Annotated in this window: 16 protein-coding genes; 1 reads left to right on the top strand and 15 read right to left on the bottom strand. The window is 52.3% G+C overall.

Going from position 1 to position 15919, the window contains the following annotated elements:
* Positions 1 to 100 precede the first annotated feature (100 nt).
* The 8 genes from rnhB to rseP form a co-directional block, all read right to left on the bottom strand.
* Positions 101 to 727 (bottom strand): ribonuclease HII, encoded by a 627-nt coding sequence (gene rnhB, locus ACY2RQ_RS12600; RefSeq protein ID WP_490113334.1) that lies wholly within the window; start codon positions 725 to 727, stop codon positions 101 to 103.
* Positions 724 to 1887, bottom strand: a complete 1164-nt coding sequence (gene lpxB, locus ACY2RQ_RS12605; protein ID WP_490113335.1) for a lipid-A-disaccharide synthase — start codon at positions 1885 to 1887, stop codon at positions 724 to 726. Before lpxB ends, rnhB begins: the two co-directional genes overlap by 4 nt.
* A 3-nt stretch (positions 1888 to 1890) precedes the next feature.
* Complete coding sequence (gene lpxA, locus ACY2RQ_RS12610; RefSeq protein WP_490113336.1) at positions 1891 to 2661, bottom strand: acyl-ACP--UDP-N-acetylglucosamine O-acyltransferase; 771 nt, start codon at positions 2659 to 2661, stop codon at positions 1891 to 1893.
* Positions 2662 to 2663: 2 nt separating this feature from the next.
* On the bottom strand, positions 2664 to 3104 hold the full coding sequence (gene fabZ / locus ACY2RQ_RS12615) for a 3-hydroxyacyl-ACP dehydratase FabZ (RefSeq protein ID WP_490113337.1): 441 nt from the start codon (positions 3102 to 3104) through the stop codon (positions 2664 to 2666).
* Positions 3105 to 3216: 112 nt separating this feature from the next.
* Positions 3217 to 4245 (bottom strand): UDP-3-O-(3-hydroxymyristoyl)glucosamine N-acyltransferase, encoded by a 1029-nt coding sequence (lpxD, locus tag ACY2RQ_RS12620; protein WP_490113338.1) that lies wholly within the window; start codon positions 4243 to 4245, stop codon positions 3217 to 3219.
* 12 nt (positions 4246 to 4257) lie between these two features.
* Entirely contained in the window at positions 4258 to 4758 is a 501-nt protein-coding gene (locus ACY2RQ_RS12625; protein ID WP_490113339.1) for an OmpH/Skp family outer membrane protein, read from the bottom strand.
* A gap of 130 nt (positions 4759 to 4888) precedes the next feature.
* Complete coding sequence (gene bamA / locus ACY2RQ_RS12630; protein WP_490113340.1) at positions 4889 to 7234, bottom strand: outer membrane protein assembly factor BamA; 2346 nt, start codon at positions 7232 to 7234, stop codon at positions 4889 to 4891.
* A gap of 48 nt (positions 7235 to 7282) precedes the next feature.
* Positions 7283 to 8644 carry a sigma E protease regulator RseP gene (gene rseP / locus ACY2RQ_RS12635; RefSeq protein WP_490113341.1) on the bottom strand — a complete coding sequence of 454 codons (1362 nt, stop codon included), beginning with the start codon at positions 8642 to 8644 and terminating at the stop codon, positions 7283 to 7285.
* 151 nt (positions 8645 to 8795) lie between these two features.
* Between rseP and ACY2RQ_RS12640 the strand changes: the two genes are divergently transcribed.
* A complete protein-coding gene (locus tag ACY2RQ_RS12640) occupies positions 8796 to 9581 on the top strand; it encodes a methyltransferase domain-containing protein (protein WP_490113342.1) in 786 nt (261 codons plus the stop codon).
* A gap of 51 nt (positions 9582 to 9632) precedes the next feature.
* Here ACY2RQ_RS12640 and cmoB read toward each other — a convergent pair whose 3' ends face one another.
* The 7 genes from cmoB to tsf form a co-directional block, all read right to left on the bottom strand.
* Positions 9633 to 10616, bottom strand: a complete 984-nt coding sequence (cmoB, locus tag ACY2RQ_RS12645; protein WP_490113343.1) for a tRNA 5-methoxyuridine(34)/uridine 5-oxyacetic acid(34) synthase CmoB — start codon at positions 10614 to 10616, stop codon at positions 9633 to 9635.
* A gap of 11 nt (positions 10617 to 10627) precedes the next feature.
* Entirely contained in the window at positions 10628 to 11353 is a 726-nt protein-coding gene (gene cmoA / locus ACY2RQ_RS12650) for a carboxy-S-adenosyl-L-methionine synthase CmoA (protein WP_490113344.1), read from the bottom strand.
* Between the two features lie 137 nt (positions 11354 to 11490).
* Positions 11491 to 12288 carry a phosphatidate cytidylyltransferase gene (locus tag ACY2RQ_RS12655; protein ID WP_490113345.1) on the bottom strand — a complete coding sequence of 266 codons (798 nt, stop codon included), beginning with the start codon at positions 12286 to 12288 and terminating at the stop codon, positions 11491 to 11493.
* A gap of 30 nt (positions 12289 to 12318) precedes the next feature.
* A complete protein-coding gene (uppS, locus tag ACY2RQ_RS12660) occupies positions 12319 to 13110 on the bottom strand; it encodes a polyprenyl diphosphate synthase (protein WP_490113346.1) in 792 nt (263 codons plus the stop codon).
* Positions 13111 to 13237: 127 nt separating this feature from the next.
* Positions 13238 to 13795: a ribosome recycling factor gene (gene frr, locus ACY2RQ_RS12665; protein ID WP_490113380.1), complete on the bottom strand. Its 558-nt coding sequence runs from the start codon at positions 13793 to 13795 to the stop codon at positions 13238 to 13240.
* Positions 13796 to 13917: 122 nt separating this feature from the next.
* Positions 13918 to 14646, bottom strand: a complete 729-nt coding sequence (pyrH, locus tag ACY2RQ_RS12670; RefSeq protein ID WP_490113347.1) for a UMP kinase — start codon at positions 14644 to 14646, stop codon at positions 13918 to 13920.
* Positions 14647 to 14946: 300 nt separating this feature from the next.
* Complete coding sequence (gene tsf, locus ACY2RQ_RS12675) at positions 14947 to 15798, bottom strand: translation elongation factor Ts (protein WP_490113348.1); 852 nt, start codon at positions 15796 to 15798, stop codon at positions 14947 to 14949.
* Positions 15799 to 15919 lie beyond the last annotated feature (121 nt).

A 15919-nucleotide genomic window follows, 5' to 3' on the forward strand; every position in this document is an offset into this window, starting at 1 on the left:
GCTACAGCGATACAGCAGGGAGAATTACAACCACCTTCAGGGAAAGGAAGAGGCAGATAATACAGGCAACACCCAGGACTCATCTGATGCATTCATTCAGTCAGTCAGTCAGTAGCTCAATATATTCCCGCACAGGCTTAAAAGAACGGCGATGAATCGGCGTTACACCCAACCTTTTTAAAGCTTCCATATGAGCCTTGGTTGGGTAGCCCTTATGCCCGGCAATACCATAACCGGGATAAAGCTTATCCAGCTCCTTCATTTCCCAGTCACGAACAACCTTGGCCAGAATGGAAGCGGCGGAGATTTCCGCTATACGACCATCACCTTTCACTTCCGCCCGAGCACGGCAACCGGAAAAATCCGGAGTCCGGTTGCCATCCACAAGTACCAGGGTTGGTTTTACGGAAAGACCGTCAACGGCCCGCTGCATGGCCACCATGGTTGCCTGCAGAATATTAATGCGGTCAATTTCCTCAACCTCAGCCCGGCCAATTGACCAGTCCAGAGCCTTCTCTTTAATCTCATCAAAAAGTGCATCACGCTTTTTCTCAGAAAGCTTTTTGGAATCATTCAGCCCGGCAATGGGACGAACCGGGTCAAGAATCACCGCAGCGGTCACCACAGCTCCGCATAAAGGACCACGGCCAACTTCATCCACACCGGCCACAATATCTTTCAAGGGATTTTCCGCGAAATCCAGTCCGCTCTGTACCCATTCAGTCATGATCTGTCTCCGGTAATTTCAGCTTTCTCCACCACAGAAAGTACAACTTCTGCAGCCCTGGCGCTGGCATCCCGTTTCAGCATTTTGTGAATGGAGATAAATTCCTCAACCTGGGCCTGGTTGCTGTCGGAGTTTGCAAGGCAGGCCAGTGTCGCACGGGAGAGAGCATCAGGGGTTGCGGCATCCTGGATAATTTCCGGCACCAGATCACGCTCTGCCAGCAGGTTAGGCAGGGAGTAACGGGTAACAGACACCAGCTTTTTGAGAATCCAGTAGGTCAGAGTATTGACCTTATAGCTGATCACCATCGGTTTTTTATGGAGCAGACCTTCCAGCGCTGCGGTGCCAGATGCCATCAGCAGGGCATCTGAAGCAGCCATAACTTCATGGGAGTGGCCATCAAACAGAGTAATGGGTAGCTCTGCATTTCTTTCCGCAAGCACTTTTTCCATTTGTGCCTTTCTGGCGCTGTTGGCACAGGGCACCAGAATACGGATATCCGGTCGGGCAGCAACAATCTGTTCCGCCGCTTCAAAAAACAGGGGAGCCAGACGTTTTACCTCCCCTCCCCGGCTGCCCGGAAGCAGGCCCAGCAGGGGGTCATCACTTTCATAGCCCAGTGCCTTGCGGGCTTCGGCAGTTTTCGGTTCAAGGGGGATCTCATCCGCCAAGGGGTGACCAACAAACGTAGCCGGAACGCTGTGCTCTTTATAAACGTCCGTCTCAAAAGGCAGCAGACAGAGCATATGATCCACGGCATCGCGGATTTTCAGCACCCGTTTTTTACGCCAGGCCCAGACCGAGGGGCTGACATAATGCACAGTGGGAATACCGGCTTCACGGAGGGACTTTTCCAACCCGAGGTTAAAATCCGGGGCATCGATACCAATAAATACCGAAGGGGGGTTGGCAATAAAAGTCTTTTTCAGGCTTTTGCGGATGCCCAGCAGCTCTTTCAGCCGCCCCAGCACTTCCACCAGCCCCATAACCGACAGGCGATCCATGGGAAACAGGGTTTCAAAGCCTTCAGCGATCATCAGTGGGCCGCCAATACCCACAAAGCGGATATCAGGACAGGACTGTTTCAGGCTTCGGATAAGGCCGGCACCGAGGATATCCCCGGAGGCCTCACCCGCGACAAGGGCAAAGGTTCTGGCCATAGATCAGCGCGTAATACCCCGTGTGGACCCCTGAAGGGTGTCAACAAGGGCCTGGATTTGCGGTGTTTTCGAGGTCATGCCCTGGAGCACTTCCACTGCTTCGGTAAGCTTCATGCCCTGGCGGTAAACAACCTTATAGGCCTTGCGCAGGTCACGGATGGTGTCATCGTTCCAGCCCCGACGGCGCATACCTTCAAAGTTCATACCGTGAACCCGGGCCGGATTGCCGCTGGCCATAATAAAGGCTGGAAGATCTTTAAACAGCGCGGTCTGGGCCGCAGTCATGCTGTTGCGACCGATCAGGCAGAACTGGTGAACCGTTGTGAAACCACCCAGGATCACGTTATCCTCAACCACAACATGGCCGGCGATGGAGGCATTATTGGCAAAAATGCAGTTATCACCCACGATGCAGTCATGGGCAACATGGACATAAGCCATCAGAAGGTTGCCACTGCCGATACGGGTAATACTGTTATCCTGAACAGTGCCCCGGTGTATGGTGCAGCCCTCACGGATAACATTATTGTCCCCGATTTCCAACCGGGTTGGTTCATCGGCGAATTTTTTGTCCTGGCAGTCCTCCCCCACTGAGGAGAACTGAAAAATACTATTGTTACGACCGATGGTCGTTGGGCCTTTAATGACAACGTGGGAGTGGATCTTCGTACCAGACCCGATTTCCACATCGGGGCCTATGGTAGTGAAAGGCCCCACCTCTACATCATCGGCCAGCCGCGCGGATGGATGGATAACGGCACGGGAGTCGATCAAGGTCAGATTTCCTTTTTCGCACAAGTTATAACAGCAGAACTTGCCATTCTACCATCAACCAGCGCCTCACAGGAAAATTTCCAGATACCTCTTTTTTCCGTGATAAATTCCGCTTTTAACTGCAACCTGTCTCCCGGAACCACTGGCTGACGGAAACGAACCTTGTCAGCCGCGGCAAAATAATAAACAGAATTTTCCCCGGGTGCCTTGGCTGCCATACTGAAACCCAAAAGACCAGCGGCCTGAGCCATAGCCTCCACAATCAGCACACCGGGCATAACCGGATGCCCGGGGAAGTGCCCGTTAAAAAAATCTTCGTTACTAGTGACATTCTTGTAGCAGTCGATGGTGTTCTTTTCGAGGTCAATATCGACAACCCTGTCAACTAACAGAAACGGATAGCGCTGGGGCAACAGCGTTTTGATTTCCTCAATCTGCATCATGGCAGAAAAAAGCCTCCCAGTACTTTAAAAATTTATTGCGTCGCATTTGTTGTCTCTGAAAATAGAAAAGCCGGCAATGCCGGCTCTCTACGATTCAGGGAAAAAGCAGGGATCAGGGCTGCTTTTTCTCCAGATTCCGTAACCGCTTCGCCATATCGTCCAGCTGGCGGAAACGAACCACATTGCGTCGCCACTCTTTCACCGGCATGGTTCCCACGCCAGCAGAAGACCAGGCTCCTGCCTGGGTAATGGACTTGGTTATCATGGCCATTCCGGCAATATGAACATTGTCCGCTATAGTCAGATGCCCGGCAATCCCTGTAGCTCCGGCAATGGTACAACCTTCACCGATACGGGTACTACCGGAAATACCAACACAGCCGGCAATAGCCGTATTTTTACCGATTTCCACGTTATGTGCGATCTGGACGAGGTTATCCACCTTCACCCCGTCGTGCAGCACGGTATTCCCCAATGCCCCACGGTCAATAGTTGTGTTAGCGCCAATATCCACATCGTCGCCAATCACCACGCTGCCCAGCTGGGCAATCTTGACCCATTCGCCGCCACTGCTGGCAAAACCAAAACCATCAGAGCCAATCACCGCACCGGAATGGATTATACCCCGTGCGCCCACCGAGACTTCGTGACAAAGGGTAACATTGGCTTTAAGAATCGTATCTGCGCCCACATGGCAGTCACGCCCAACATAACAGCCACCAAGAATACGTACGCCGTCTTCTATAACAACGCCCGCCTCAACTACAGCATTAGGGCCAACCCAGGCTTTGGATGAAACTTTGGCCGTAGAATCCACGACCGCATGGGGATGCACCCCCAGCTCCTCACCATTACCCGGATCAAACAACCGGCTGACTCTGGCAAAGCCAAGATAAGGGTTTTTCATGACCAGCGCGTTACCGGCAAATTCCTCTGCCATTTCCGGTGTGAGCAATACCGCACTGGCACCTGTGCCCGCAAGGTGTTTTTCATAAACCGGATTGGCAAGGAACGAAAGGGTCCCGGCCTTGGCATCATTGAGGGTGGCCAAACCCGTGATGACGCACTCAGCATCACCACGAATGTCCGCCTGTAAAAAATCTGCCAGTTCTGACAGAGTGTACTGCTTCACCGACGTCATCAGTCCCTGCTTTTACTTAGTCAGCTTGTTGAGCTTCTCGATCACCTTGCCGGTGATATCGAGACCCGGCTTGGTGTAACGAGTTGTCGCCTGTTCAATAACGGCATCGTAATTACCACCAGTGGCCACAGACTTGATCGCTTCTTCCAGCTTGGGACGCAGACGATCCAGCTCGCCCTGGTCGGAGCGGGCTTTTTCGTCCTGCAGCATCTTCATCTGGATCTGGTAATCTTCCTGCTTGCGACCCAGTTCACGTTCAATCTTGGAACGTTCGCCAGCGCTCATGGTGGCACCATCACGCTCAAGCTTCTGCACCTGCAGTTTATACTCATCTTCCAGCTTCTTCAGACTGGCGATCTGGGAGCTGAACTTCTTTTCAGATTTCTGGGCATAAGCTTTTGCCGCGCTGGATTCCAGCAGTGCTTTCTGGGTATTGATAACAGCAACACCGGCGGCCTGTGCCAGGGGAGCTGTCAGGGCCAGGGCCACCGTTATATATTTCAGACTACGCAATTCTTTCACTCCTGAAATTCATTTCGCTATCTATTGAGCTTTTAACACTAGTTTACAAAACTAGTTTACAAAAACAGAGGCAAGGCTAACGCCCTGCCCCTGAAATGTCACCTGTCTGATACTTCCTCAATCAGAACGGTGTACCAAGAGAGAACTGGAACACCTGAGTCTCGTCATGCTTTTCTTCCTTAAGCGCTTTCGCCAGGCTGAAAGTCAGCGGACCCATAGGGGTAATCCAGGTCAGGCCGACACCGACACTGTAACGCATGTCGGAGAAGGACGGTTTGTAACAGTTCTGACTGAGGTCCTTACCTTTGTTCGTACCGGAAGTTTCCGTACCGGTCTTACAGTTGGTATCAAAAACATTACCCACGTCAAAGAAGACAGAGGTACGCAGCTGACGCTGGTCCTTGATAAACGGCAGCGGAAAAAGGATTTCTGCGGTGCTTTCCACCAGTACGTTACCACCGATGGGATCATAGTCACCATCCACCTGCAAGGAACGGGGGCCAAGGGTATTGTCTTTGTAACCACGGACAGAGCCGAAGCCACCGCCGTAGAAGTTTTCAAAGAACGGCAGTTCAGAGGTGCTGCCGTAAGCACCACCGTAACCGACACGTCCGGCCAGACGCAGGGTCAGATTTTCAGTCAGGGGGACAAAGTACTGACCACGGTAATTCAGCTTGTAAAAATGGAGCTTACTGCCGGGAATCGTCACTTCCGCAGAAATGCTCTGGGACCAGCCACGGGTAGGTAGCAGACCATTATTCAGATTCGACTGGAACAGACCGACATTAGCTTTGAAATTGGTGAAATTATTACCTTCCCGCTTAATAAAGTCTTGGACTTCCCGAGCCGGGTCCTTGCCTTCTTTCAGTTTGTTGTTCTCAACACCAGCCCCGAAGCGCAGGCTGGAAAGCTCAGAGATCGGATAGCCGAAAGTAATGTCCGCGCCCATATTGTCGACGCTGTAATTGGAAATATTACTGTCTTTGTTATTGGTTTCGCTGTAATACAGACTGTATCCACGACTTACACCATCAACGGTGTAGTAAGGGTCGTTAAAGGAGAAGCTGTACAGCTTTCGGACTTTACTGGTATTAGCCGCAATGGACACCCGGTTACCAGAACCCAGGAAATTATCCTGGCTGATTGACCCTCCCAGAATCAAACCATCGGACTGGGAGTAACCCACACTGGCGGTAATAGAACCGGAAGGCTGTTCTTCCACGCTGTAGTTCACATCCACCAGATCGCTGGTGCCAGGAACCGGTGTGGTTTCAACATTCACTTCCTTGAAGTAACCCAGACGGCTCAGGCGGGCCTTAGAGCGATCAATCTGCGCAGTATTGGCAGACGCGCCTTCCATCTGGCGCATTTCCCGACGCAGCACTTCATCTTCCGTTTTGACATTGCCGGAAAAGTTGATACGGCGAACATAAGCACGACGGCCAGGTTCAACAAAGAAGGTAATATCAACGGTATTGTTTTCGTGATTGGGCTGGGGAATACCTGCCACGTTGGCAAAGGTATAACCTTCGTTACCCAGACGACGGGTGACCAGTTCTTCAGTACTGGTCATCAGCTGACGTGAGAATACAAACCCTTCTTTGACCAACAGCAGCGGCTCAATTTCCGCTTTGCCCACCACCAGGTCACCGGCAAGTTTCACTTCATTAACAGTGTACTTATTACCTTCGTCCACATTAACGGTGATATACACACCCTGTTTGTCTGGGGTGATGGACACCTGGGTCGAAGTGATATTGAAATTGATATAACCTCGATCAAGATAATAGGAACGCAGGCGCTCCAGGTCTCCGGAGAGTTTTTCCCGGGAATACTTATTATCGCTGGAGTACCAGGATGTCCAGTTGGTGGTTTTCAGGTCGAAGAGATCAATCAGCTCTTCAGTTTTGAATACCTTGGCACCAACGACATTAATGTCCTTGATGGTGGAAACCTTTCCTTCCCGCACCTTGATAGTCACTGCCACACGGTTACGGGGCAGGGCCCGGACATCAGCCTCAATACGGGCACCATAACGGCCCTGGGCGACATACTGGCGTTCCAGCTCCATGCGGATGGCCTCGAGAGTGGCCTGCTGGAAAATTTCCCCCTCTGAAAGTCCTGACTGTTTCAGACCCTTTAGCAGATCTTCTGTTTTTATCGCTTTGTTGCCTTCGATCTCAATCTTGCTGATCGAAGGCCGCTCCACCATGGTCACTACCAGAACATCGCCATCCCGACCAAGCCGGATATCCTGAAAATACCCTGTGCGGAACAGTGCTTTTGCCGCCTCAGCCACAGACTGGCTGTCAAGATCGTCACCAATTGTTACAGGTAACACATTGAAAACGGTACCCGCAGACACCCTCTGCAGGCCGTCAAGACGGATGTCGTTTACTACAAAAGCACTGGCCTGGCCGGCGGCGAGCATGCTTCCGGCGACGAGCGGCAGTAATAATCGCTTCATGGAATCCGTTCTTCCAGATTAAATAGTCTCTTTATCCCCCAAAGAGGGTCACAGTCGACTCAAGTCATTAAACAGGGCGACAAACATAACACCCAGAATCAGCGCCAGGCCTATCCGCATGCCAAACATCTGTACCTTCTCCGACAGGGGCCTGCCTCTGATCAGTTCTACGAAATGATACAGCAGGTGGCCACCGTCGAGCACCGGCACTGGCAACAGGTTGATCACACCAAGACTGACACTCAACATGGCCAGAAAACCGAGAAAGCTTTCCAACCCTGATTTGATAGAAGCACCGGCAGCCCGGGCTATTGTAATGGGACCACTCAGATTACTGACTGATACCAACCCCGTTACCATCTTGCGTAATGAGTCAATCATCAAGACTGATAAGGAGGCCGTTTCTTCGGCAGCCACCCCCAGTGCGGCAACCGGACTAAAACGAATATCCCGAATTTGATCTTCTGGCCACTTATACGGGCTCGACCCCGCACCAATGTAACCAATTTTTGTGTTATCGGCTAATGGTTTTTCCCCGGGCACCAGCTTCAGCGGTACCTCAGAGCCATTTCTTTCCACGATAATTTTCAACGTGTTACCCGGGTTATCCCGAATCATGCTGACCCATGCGCCCCAGCTTTCCACCGCTCGGCCATTCATACTCAGTATCCTGTCACCCGGCTTCAGCCCTGCCTTTTCCGCAGCCTGGCCAGGAACTATTTCACCAATCACAGGAGCAACTTTAGGAGACCAGGGGATAATACCCAGCGCCCGTACCGGGCTTTGGGGTTCATCACCGGAAAGCCAGCGGGAAATCTGCACCTGTTCAACCGTTGGCAAAGAAGCCTGTTGACTGAAGGGCTGGGTGGCAATTTCCACCGTCCGGGTTTCACCGGCAAACCGGAACAGCTCCATATTGACATCGTTCCAGCTACGGGTCGGAACACCACCTACGGAGAGAATTTCCATATCGGTCATAAGCCCGGCTTTCGCCGCTGGCGAATCCGGCACGACATCACCCACAACAGGGATAATCGAACGTACGCCAACCATATACATAATCCACAAAGCCACAATGGCCAGCAGGAAATTGGCGACAGGACCTGCGGCGACAACCGCAATTCTGGCCAGAGGAGATTTGCTGTTGAAAGACAGGTGGCGCTCACTCTCCGGAACTTCCTCTTCCCGCTCGTCCAGCATCTTGACGTAACCGCCAAGGGGAATAAGAGCGATAACAAACTCTGTGCCGTGTTTATCATGCCAGGTCCACAACGCCCGGCCAAAACCAACACTGAAGCGCAGAACCTTGATGCCGCAGCGGCGAGCTACCCAGAAGTGGCCATATTCATGAATACTGACAAGTAACCCAAGGGTCACAATAAATGCAAGTATTGTCTGGATTGAATCCATACAGTGAAAGTCTCTTTAGATAATTCTTTAAAAACGCAGGGCAAAATTCATTTATCTGTTAATGCTCGCACAGAGACCGCAGAACAGGCAAATATCCAGAGAAAATTCCGATAAGCAATGATATTATTTCTTCTTTTCAGGAGAGCAGGTGTTGGCCGAGGACAGAAACTTCGACGCACTGGCTGAACGCTTTGAACGACAAATCTACGGCACCCCAAAAGGTGCTCTACGCACAGCCCTGCTCAGGGAAGATTTTCAACAGTATATAGACTGGCTAAAAATCCCGAAGGCGTCCAAATTCATCATCGACGCAGGCGGCGGTACCGGCCTGTTCTCCGCAGAACTTGTCAAGGAGAGCAACAATACCGTCGTCCTCTGCGATATCTCTTGTGAGATGCTGAAACGGGCCGAACAGAACTATCAGGATATTGCACCAAATACATCCGCATCCTTTATTCACACACCGGCACAGAAGCTTCCCGAATATATTACCGGGCAAGTTGACCTTATTCTGTTCCACGCGGTTGTCGAGTGGCTGGAAAACCCAAAGCAGGTTCTGCAAACCCTTGGAACTCTGGTAAAACCCGGTGGCTGGTTTTCCGTTCTGTTTTACAACCGACAGGCCCTGATCTGGCGCCACCTGATGATGGGCAACTTTGTTTACACCAATAATCCCGGAGCCCGACTGAAAGGCAATGGCAAAACCCTGACGCCGGATAACCCTCAAAATCCTGAAGATGTTGAACAGTGGCTTCTTGAAGAAGGGTTCGATATTAAAGCCCGCACAGGTATCCGCAGCGTCTACGACAATATGTACCCCCATGACCGGGAACGCAGCCGCTTTGAAGATATTCTGGAAGCCGAAAAGATTTATGGCCGCCAGGAACCTTACCGACAGATGGCCCGGTATATTCACCTGCTTTGCCGGAAAGTCTGAACCAACAACCAGATACACAAACCATAAGATTCTGGTTTGCGTAAATCCCCCTTAGCCAGCTTCAGCAACTACGACTGCCCGTAAAGGCGCAGGAAGCCCTTCCACAGTTCTTCTGGGGTCTTCAGGGTCGAGGAAATCTTTCAGGGAGTTAAAGCCCATCCACTCGGTCTGACGTTGTTCTTCCATGGTCGTGCGACCCATATCCACAACCCGGGCATTGCGGAACCCGGAACGACGCAGCCACAGCAGCAGCGTATCCGGGCTAGGCAGAAACCAGACATTACGCATCATTGCATATCGGTCTTCCGGCATCAGCACCTCACCCGGTTTTCCGTCAATCACCAGGGTTTCCAGCACCAGCTCACCGCCGGCCCGCAGAGAACCGTGAAGCTCCTGCAGATGCTCAATGGGTGACTTCCTGTGGTACAGCACCCCCATGGAGAATACGGTATCAAAGGCCCGCAACCGGGGAGGCACATCTTCCATCTTCAAGGGCAGAAGGTGAACCGGGCTGTTAGCGCCCACATAACGCTTCACCGCCTGGAACTGCATCAGGAACAAACGGGAGGGATCAACCCCCAGCACCCGCTCCGCCCCTTCACCCAGCATTCGCCACATGTGATAGCCGGAACCGCAACCCACATCAAGCACCTGTCTTGAGGCCAGGGGAGCAATATGATCTTTCAGACGATCCCACTTCCAGTCGGAACGCCATTCCGCATCAATATATTCACCAAACAGGTTAAACGGTCCCTTGCGCCAGGGACTCAACCCTTTAAGGGCATGATGTAACTGTTGACGCAATTCATCAGATACAGGCTTCTCTGAAAAAGCTGATACCGCACTGCCATTTAACCCAATCTTACTGACCGGAATATCCGGCAGCGCATCCAGAGACTTCTGCCAGCGTAACATATCCCCGTGGGGAGTATTGACCAGCACTTCGTGGAGCTGGTCCCTCAGGGTATCCAGCCAGGGTTCGAGCCGTGTACCCACCATGGCTGAAAAGAGGTCATCATAAAAGGCAGAGATCATCACCCGGCTCCTTAGCGCACAGCCAGCAGAGAACAGAAATTAAAGCCCTGGTACCAGGGAACCACATGGTGAAAACCAGCATCCAGTAAACGCTCACGGTGCACGCTTAACGGCTCGGGAATCAGCACATTTTCCAGGGCCGTACGCTTCTGACTGATTTCCAGCTCCGAATAACCATTGGCCCGCTTGTAGTCGTAATACAGGGTATCCAGGATGCTCTGGTGCTGATCAGGAAAGGCCAGCTTCTCCGAAAGCACCAGGACTCCACCGGGGCGCAACCCTTCCCGAATAGACGACAGTAGCTCAAGGCGGTTCTCCATCGGGATAAACTGCAGAGTAAAGTTCAGAGTAACCACAGAGGCATTCTGAATAGTGATATTGCGAATATCTTCGCACAGCACATCTACCGGCGTGATGCCATTATCATTAACAACAATCTCCCGACAACGGCGGGTCATGGCTTCAGAGTTATCTACCGCAATCACCCGGCAGTCTTCACGATTCACACCATGACGCATGGCAATGGCAGAAGCCCCCAACGAGCAACCCAGATCATACAAGTTGGTATGGGACTTACCATAACGGGCAGCGATCAGTCCGATCATAGATACCACCATGCTGTAACCCGGCACGGAGCGCTGAATCATATCCGGGAATACCCGGGCAACAGCTTCATCAAATTCAAAAGCCGCGACAGAATCCTGGGGGGCGGCAAATACGCAATCTTTGCTGCTCATCAATAACAGCCCGAAAAATTTAAGCAGGGAAGTGAAACACGGGAAGAGGAAAAGCGCCAACGGGCGCCAGCAACTTCACAATCAAAGTCCCGGAGAGTTATGTCTCTCCGGGGATAAAACTCTTCAGGCAACCGGTATCAGGAGGCCAGAAGCCAGAACAGAGAGAATATAGGCACAGCCGCTGTCAGGCTGTCGATCCTGTCCATCACACCGCCATGGCCGGGCAGCAGTTGACTGCTGTCTTTAATGCCCTGCTCCCGCTTAAACATACTTTCCAGAAGGTCACCCAACACAGAGACAAGGCCAACCGCCCAGGTCACCGCCAACAGCGCCAGAGTATGGAACAGATAGAGTTCCCGATACCAGGCTACAGCAAGTGCAATCACGGTAATCAGCAACATGCCACCCAACACACCCTCCCAGGTTTTTCCAGGACTCAGATTCGGAGCCAGCTTGCGCTTGCCAAAGGTCTTGCCGGAGAAATAAGCGCCGACATCAGCGCCCCACACCAGCACAAACACATAGAGAATCAGCAGATTGCCAATATCCTGAGACTTCAGGAACACCAGCCCGGCCCAGGCGGGAATCAACACAAACCAGCCAATAATCAGACGAATCACCCTCTGTCGCCAGGCAGCAGTTGAATCCGGGTAACTTATAACCAGCATCAGCGCCATCAGCCACCAGGCCAGACCGGCACCCAGCATTAAACTGGCGGGTAAACCAAACAGGGGGATCAGGGTCGCGCCGGTCAGCAGGGCGTAGAGCACGCGCTGCCACTGGGCAGAGAAGCCGGAAAGGCTGGCCCACTCCCAGGCTCCCAGGGTAATAATCGCGCCAACGAACACGGCGAACCATTCAAGGGGAAGTCCAAACACACCACCCAGGGCAACGGGAAGCAGCGCCAGGGCGGTTATCACTCTTTGTTTCAGCATAATTATTGTTTCAACATAGTCAGTCTGCGTTTAATCGCCTGCTTCTATCTGCGCGCTGGTACGTCCGAAACGCCTCTGGCGCTGACCATAACTCTGCAGCGCCCGATAAAACTCGTCCTGACTGAAATCAGGCCACAGCACATCGGTAAAATAAAACTCCGCATAGGCACACTGCCACAGCAGAAAATTACTGATGCGGTGTTCGCCACTGGTGCGGATCAGTAAATCAGGGGGGGGAATGTCTGCGGTTGAGAGGTTCCGCTCAAGAAGTTCGCCGGTAATGTCTTCAGGGGCCAGTTCTCCGGCCTGAACCTGTTCAGCCAGCCTTCTGGTGGCCTCAACAATATCCCACTGCCCGCCATAACTGGCAGCAATAACCAGGGTGACCCGGTAATCTTCAGCGGTCTGCTGTTCCGCCTGGTGGATATGCTTCTGAATAGATTCACTGAACTGGCTGATATCGCCAATCACCTTCAGGCGAATACGGTGCTTGCGCAGACGTTTGACTTCCCGCTTCAGGGCGTGGAGGAATAACTCCATCAAGCCCCGCACCTCATCCCGCGGGCGATTCCAGTTCTCGCTGGAAAAGGCGAACAGGGTCAGCACTTCTACACCATATTCACCACAGGCTTCCACAACCTTGCGCACAGCCTCAACACCGGCACGATGCCCGCCCAGACTGCCCTTGCGGTTTTTCTTTGCCCAGCGATTATTACCGTCCATAATAATTGCCACATGGCGGGGAACGGCCACCAGGGGCTGCTTTTCCAATGGGGCCTCAGTCATACTGCTGGCCACATCATCAGCCGATGATTGGGTCATATATTCAATGCTGCCACAAAAAACCTGCCGGCTCTGCAACCGGACCCAGAACATATCGCCGGAAACAGAAACACCCGGCGATATAAACCGAAAAAACCGGCCTTCAGCAAACTCCGGCCTTTAAAAATCAGATTGCCATCAGATCGCTTTCTTTGGCTTCAAGAGCTTTCTCAACTTCGGCGATAAAGCGGTCAGTCACCTTCTGGACTTCTTCCTGGCCACGACGCTCGTCGTCTTCACTGATCTCTTTTTCTTTCTCGAGATCCTTCAGGTCACCAATAGCGTCACGGCGAATATTACGGATAGATACACGGGTCTGCTCGGCTTCCTGGCGAGCCTGACGGGTGTAACCTTTACGGGTTTCCTCGGTCAGGGCAGGCAGAGGAACACGGATCACTTCACCGGCCGTGGAGGGGTTCAGACCCAGGTCAGACTTGAGAATGGCCTTCTCAACGTCAGGCACCATGGAGCGCTCCCACACACGGATAGCCAGTGTACGGGCATCTTCAGCGGAAATATTGGCCACCTGACTCAGGGGGGTATCAGAGCCATAGTAGCTGACCTTAACGCTTTCCAGCAGACTGGGGTGAGCACGCCCGGTGCGGATTTTGGCGAAAGCATGATGCAGCGCGTCGATGCTCTTGGTCATGCGATTTTCGGCTTCAGACTTGATTTCGTTGATCATCATTCACTCCCGAAACAATCTGGCGGAACCCCATTCCTGGTTCCGCCGGGTAAAACAGAACTGATGGCCTGGACTTACAGGCCGGAGCAGTGACAGGTTTCAGCACTTCCGGCTTACCCTTATCAGAGGGAAACCAGTGTACCCTCACTACCACCCACAACAACATTCAGCAGCGCCCCGGGCTTGTTCATATCAAAGACCCGTACAGGCATATCATGGTCACGTACCAGACAGATGGCAGTAAGATCCATAACGCCAAGCTTACGATCCAGCACTTCGTCGTAAGTCAGCTCATCAAATTTCATCGCATCCGGGTTTTTCACCGGATCACTGTCGTAGATACCATCAACCTTGGTGGCCTTCAACACCACATCCACTTCCACCTCAATACCCCGCAGGCAGGCCGCGGAATCGGTGGTGAAGAAAGGATTACCGGTTCCTGCAGAGAAAATTACGACATCGCCGGAGCCCAGGTAACGCACGGCACGACGACGGTCATAATGCTCAACAACGCCGCTCATGGGAATAGCAGACATGACCCGGGTATTAATATTGGAACGCTCCAGGGCATCCCTCAGGGCCAGGGCGTTCATAACTGTAGCCAGCATACCCATATGGTCACCGGTGACCCGATCCATTCCGGCCTGCTGCAGGGCCGCACCACGGAACAGGTTACCGCCCCCGACAACCAGACCCACCTGAACACCGATTCCCACCAGCTGGCCGATTTCCAGGGCCATACGGTCAAGGACTTTGGGGTCTATACCAAAATCTTCATCGCCCATCAGCGCTTCGCCGCTGAGCTTGAGAAGAATACGTTGATACTTAGGCTGACGATCAGTGGCAGGCATAAGAAATTTCCGTGTCTGTAAACAGTAAACAAAACCCGCAACGCTCTGGCGTCAGAGCAGTACTATGACATTACGCTGCACATTTCACGAACCAGGCAGTCGGCTGGGCACTTTTTATCTGTACGTCATCTGCACGCACTATCTATTCTGCACGCACTATCTATATTGCAAATACCCAATCAACTGGTGCTTTCTGCGCTTTTAATAACTACCCAGTACAGGCTTTAAATACACAACTTTAAATACACAACAGGGTGATGACATCACATCACCACCCCGTCAGCAAGACAATCAGAAGACTTACTGGCCAGCTGCAGCAGCAGCTACTTCGGCAGCGAAGTCAACTTCTTCTTTCTCAATACCTTCACCCACTTCGTAACGAACGAAGCTCAGGATGGTAGCGCCAGCGTCTTTGGCCATCTTGCCAACCTTAACATCGGGATCTTTAACAAAGGGCTGCTCAACCAAGCTGCTTTCAGCCAGGAATTTGTTAATACGGCCAACGATCATCTTCTCGATAATTTCAGCAGGCTTACCGGACTGCTCAGCCTGGGCCTTGAAGATTTCCTTTTCCTTCTCTACCAGCTCGGCAGGCATATCTTCTTTGTTAACAACCTGAGGGTTAACAGCTGCAACGTGCATGGCAACGTCTTTGGCCAGCTCTTCGTTACCGCCTTCCAGGGCAACCAGCACAGCGATACGCTTGTTACCGTGAACGTAGGAACCAGTTACGCCGCCTTCCAGCCTGGTGATACGACGGATGTCGATGTTCTCACCGATCTTCTGAACCAGAGCCTGACGCTCAGTTTCCATAGCTTCTTTCAGAGCGGCTACGTCGGTCAGGTTTTCAGCTTCAGCCTTGTCCAGAACGGAGTTTACGAAGCCCAGGAAACCTTCGTCACGGGCAACAAAGTCAGTTTCAGAGTTCACTTCCAGAATCAGGGAAGCACCACCGATGTTACGGGCAGCCACGACACCTTCAGCGGCGGTACGGCCAGCTTTCTTGGCAGCCTTGGCCTGTCCGGACTTGCGCAGCTCTTCGATAGCGACTTCAACATTACCATCGGTCGCAACCAGAGCGCGCTTGCACTCCATCATGCCAAGACCGGTACGATCACGCAGTTCTTTTACCAGAGCAGCTGTAATTGCCATCTCAGATTCCTCTTACCTGTCAGAACACAGATCCCGCAGCCAGGCTTCACCACAGCAGGCTTCACCACATGCATGCGTTATCCGTTAAAACCCTTTTGAAAAAAGGGGGCCAAGCCCCCTT

It is taken from the genome of Parendozoicomonas sp. 209JJ7-1, assembly GCF_058147085.1.

What these genes read in the sequence shown, in the direction of transcription:
- bamA (WP_490113340.1), bottom strand. Translation starts at nt 7,234, where the DNA reads ATGAAGCGATTATTACTGCCGCTCGTCGCCGGAAGCATGCTCGCCGCC.
- lpxB (WP_490113335.1), bottom strand. Translation starts at nt 1,887, where the DNA reads ATGGCCAGAACCTTTGCCCTTGTCGCGGGTGAGGCCTCCGGGGATATC.
- tsf (WP_490113348.1), bottom strand. Translation starts at nt 15,798, where the DNA reads ATGGCAATTACAGCTGCTCTGGTAAAAGAACTGCGTGATCGTACCGGT.
- frr (WP_490113380.1), bottom strand. Translation starts at nt 13,795, where the DNA reads ATGATCAACGAAATCAAGTCTGAAGCCGAAAATCGCATGACCAAGAGC.
- rseP (WP_490113341.1), bottom strand. Translation starts at nt 8,644, where the DNA reads ATGGATTCAATCCAGACAATACTTGCATTTATTGTGACCCTTGGGTTA.
- cmoA (WP_490113344.1), bottom strand. Translation starts at nt 11,353, where the DNA reads ATGAGCAGCAAAGATTGCGTATTTGCCGCCCCCCAGGATTCTGTCGCG.
- cmoB (WP_490113343.1), bottom strand. Translation starts at nt 10,616, where the DNA reads ATGATCTCTGCCTTTTATGATGACCTCTTTTCAGCCATGGTGGGTACA.
- pyrH (WP_490113347.1), bottom strand. Translation starts at nt 14,646, where the DNA reads ATGCCTGCCACTGATCGTCAGCCTAAGTATCAACGTATTCTTCTCAAG.
- uppS (WP_490113346.1), bottom strand. Translation starts at nt 13,110, where the DNA reads ATGACCCAATCATCGGCTGATGATGTGGCCAGCAGTATGACTGAGGCC.
- rnhB (WP_490113334.1), bottom strand. Translation starts at nt 727, where the DNA reads ATGACTGAATGGGTACAGAGCGGACTGGATTTCGCGGAAAATCCCTTG.
- ACY2RQ_RS12655 (WP_490113345.1), bottom strand. Translation starts at nt 12,288, where the DNA reads ATGCTGAAACAAAGAGTGATAACCGCCCTGGCGCTGCTTCCCGTTGCC.
- lpxD (WP_490113338.1), bottom strand. Translation starts at nt 4,245, where the DNA reads ATGACGTCGGTGAAGCAGTACACTCTGTCAGAACTGGCAGATTTTTTA.
- fabZ (WP_490113337.1), bottom strand. Translation starts at nt 3,104, where the DNA reads ATGATGCAGATTGAGGAAATCAAAACGCTGTTGCCCCAGCGCTATCCG.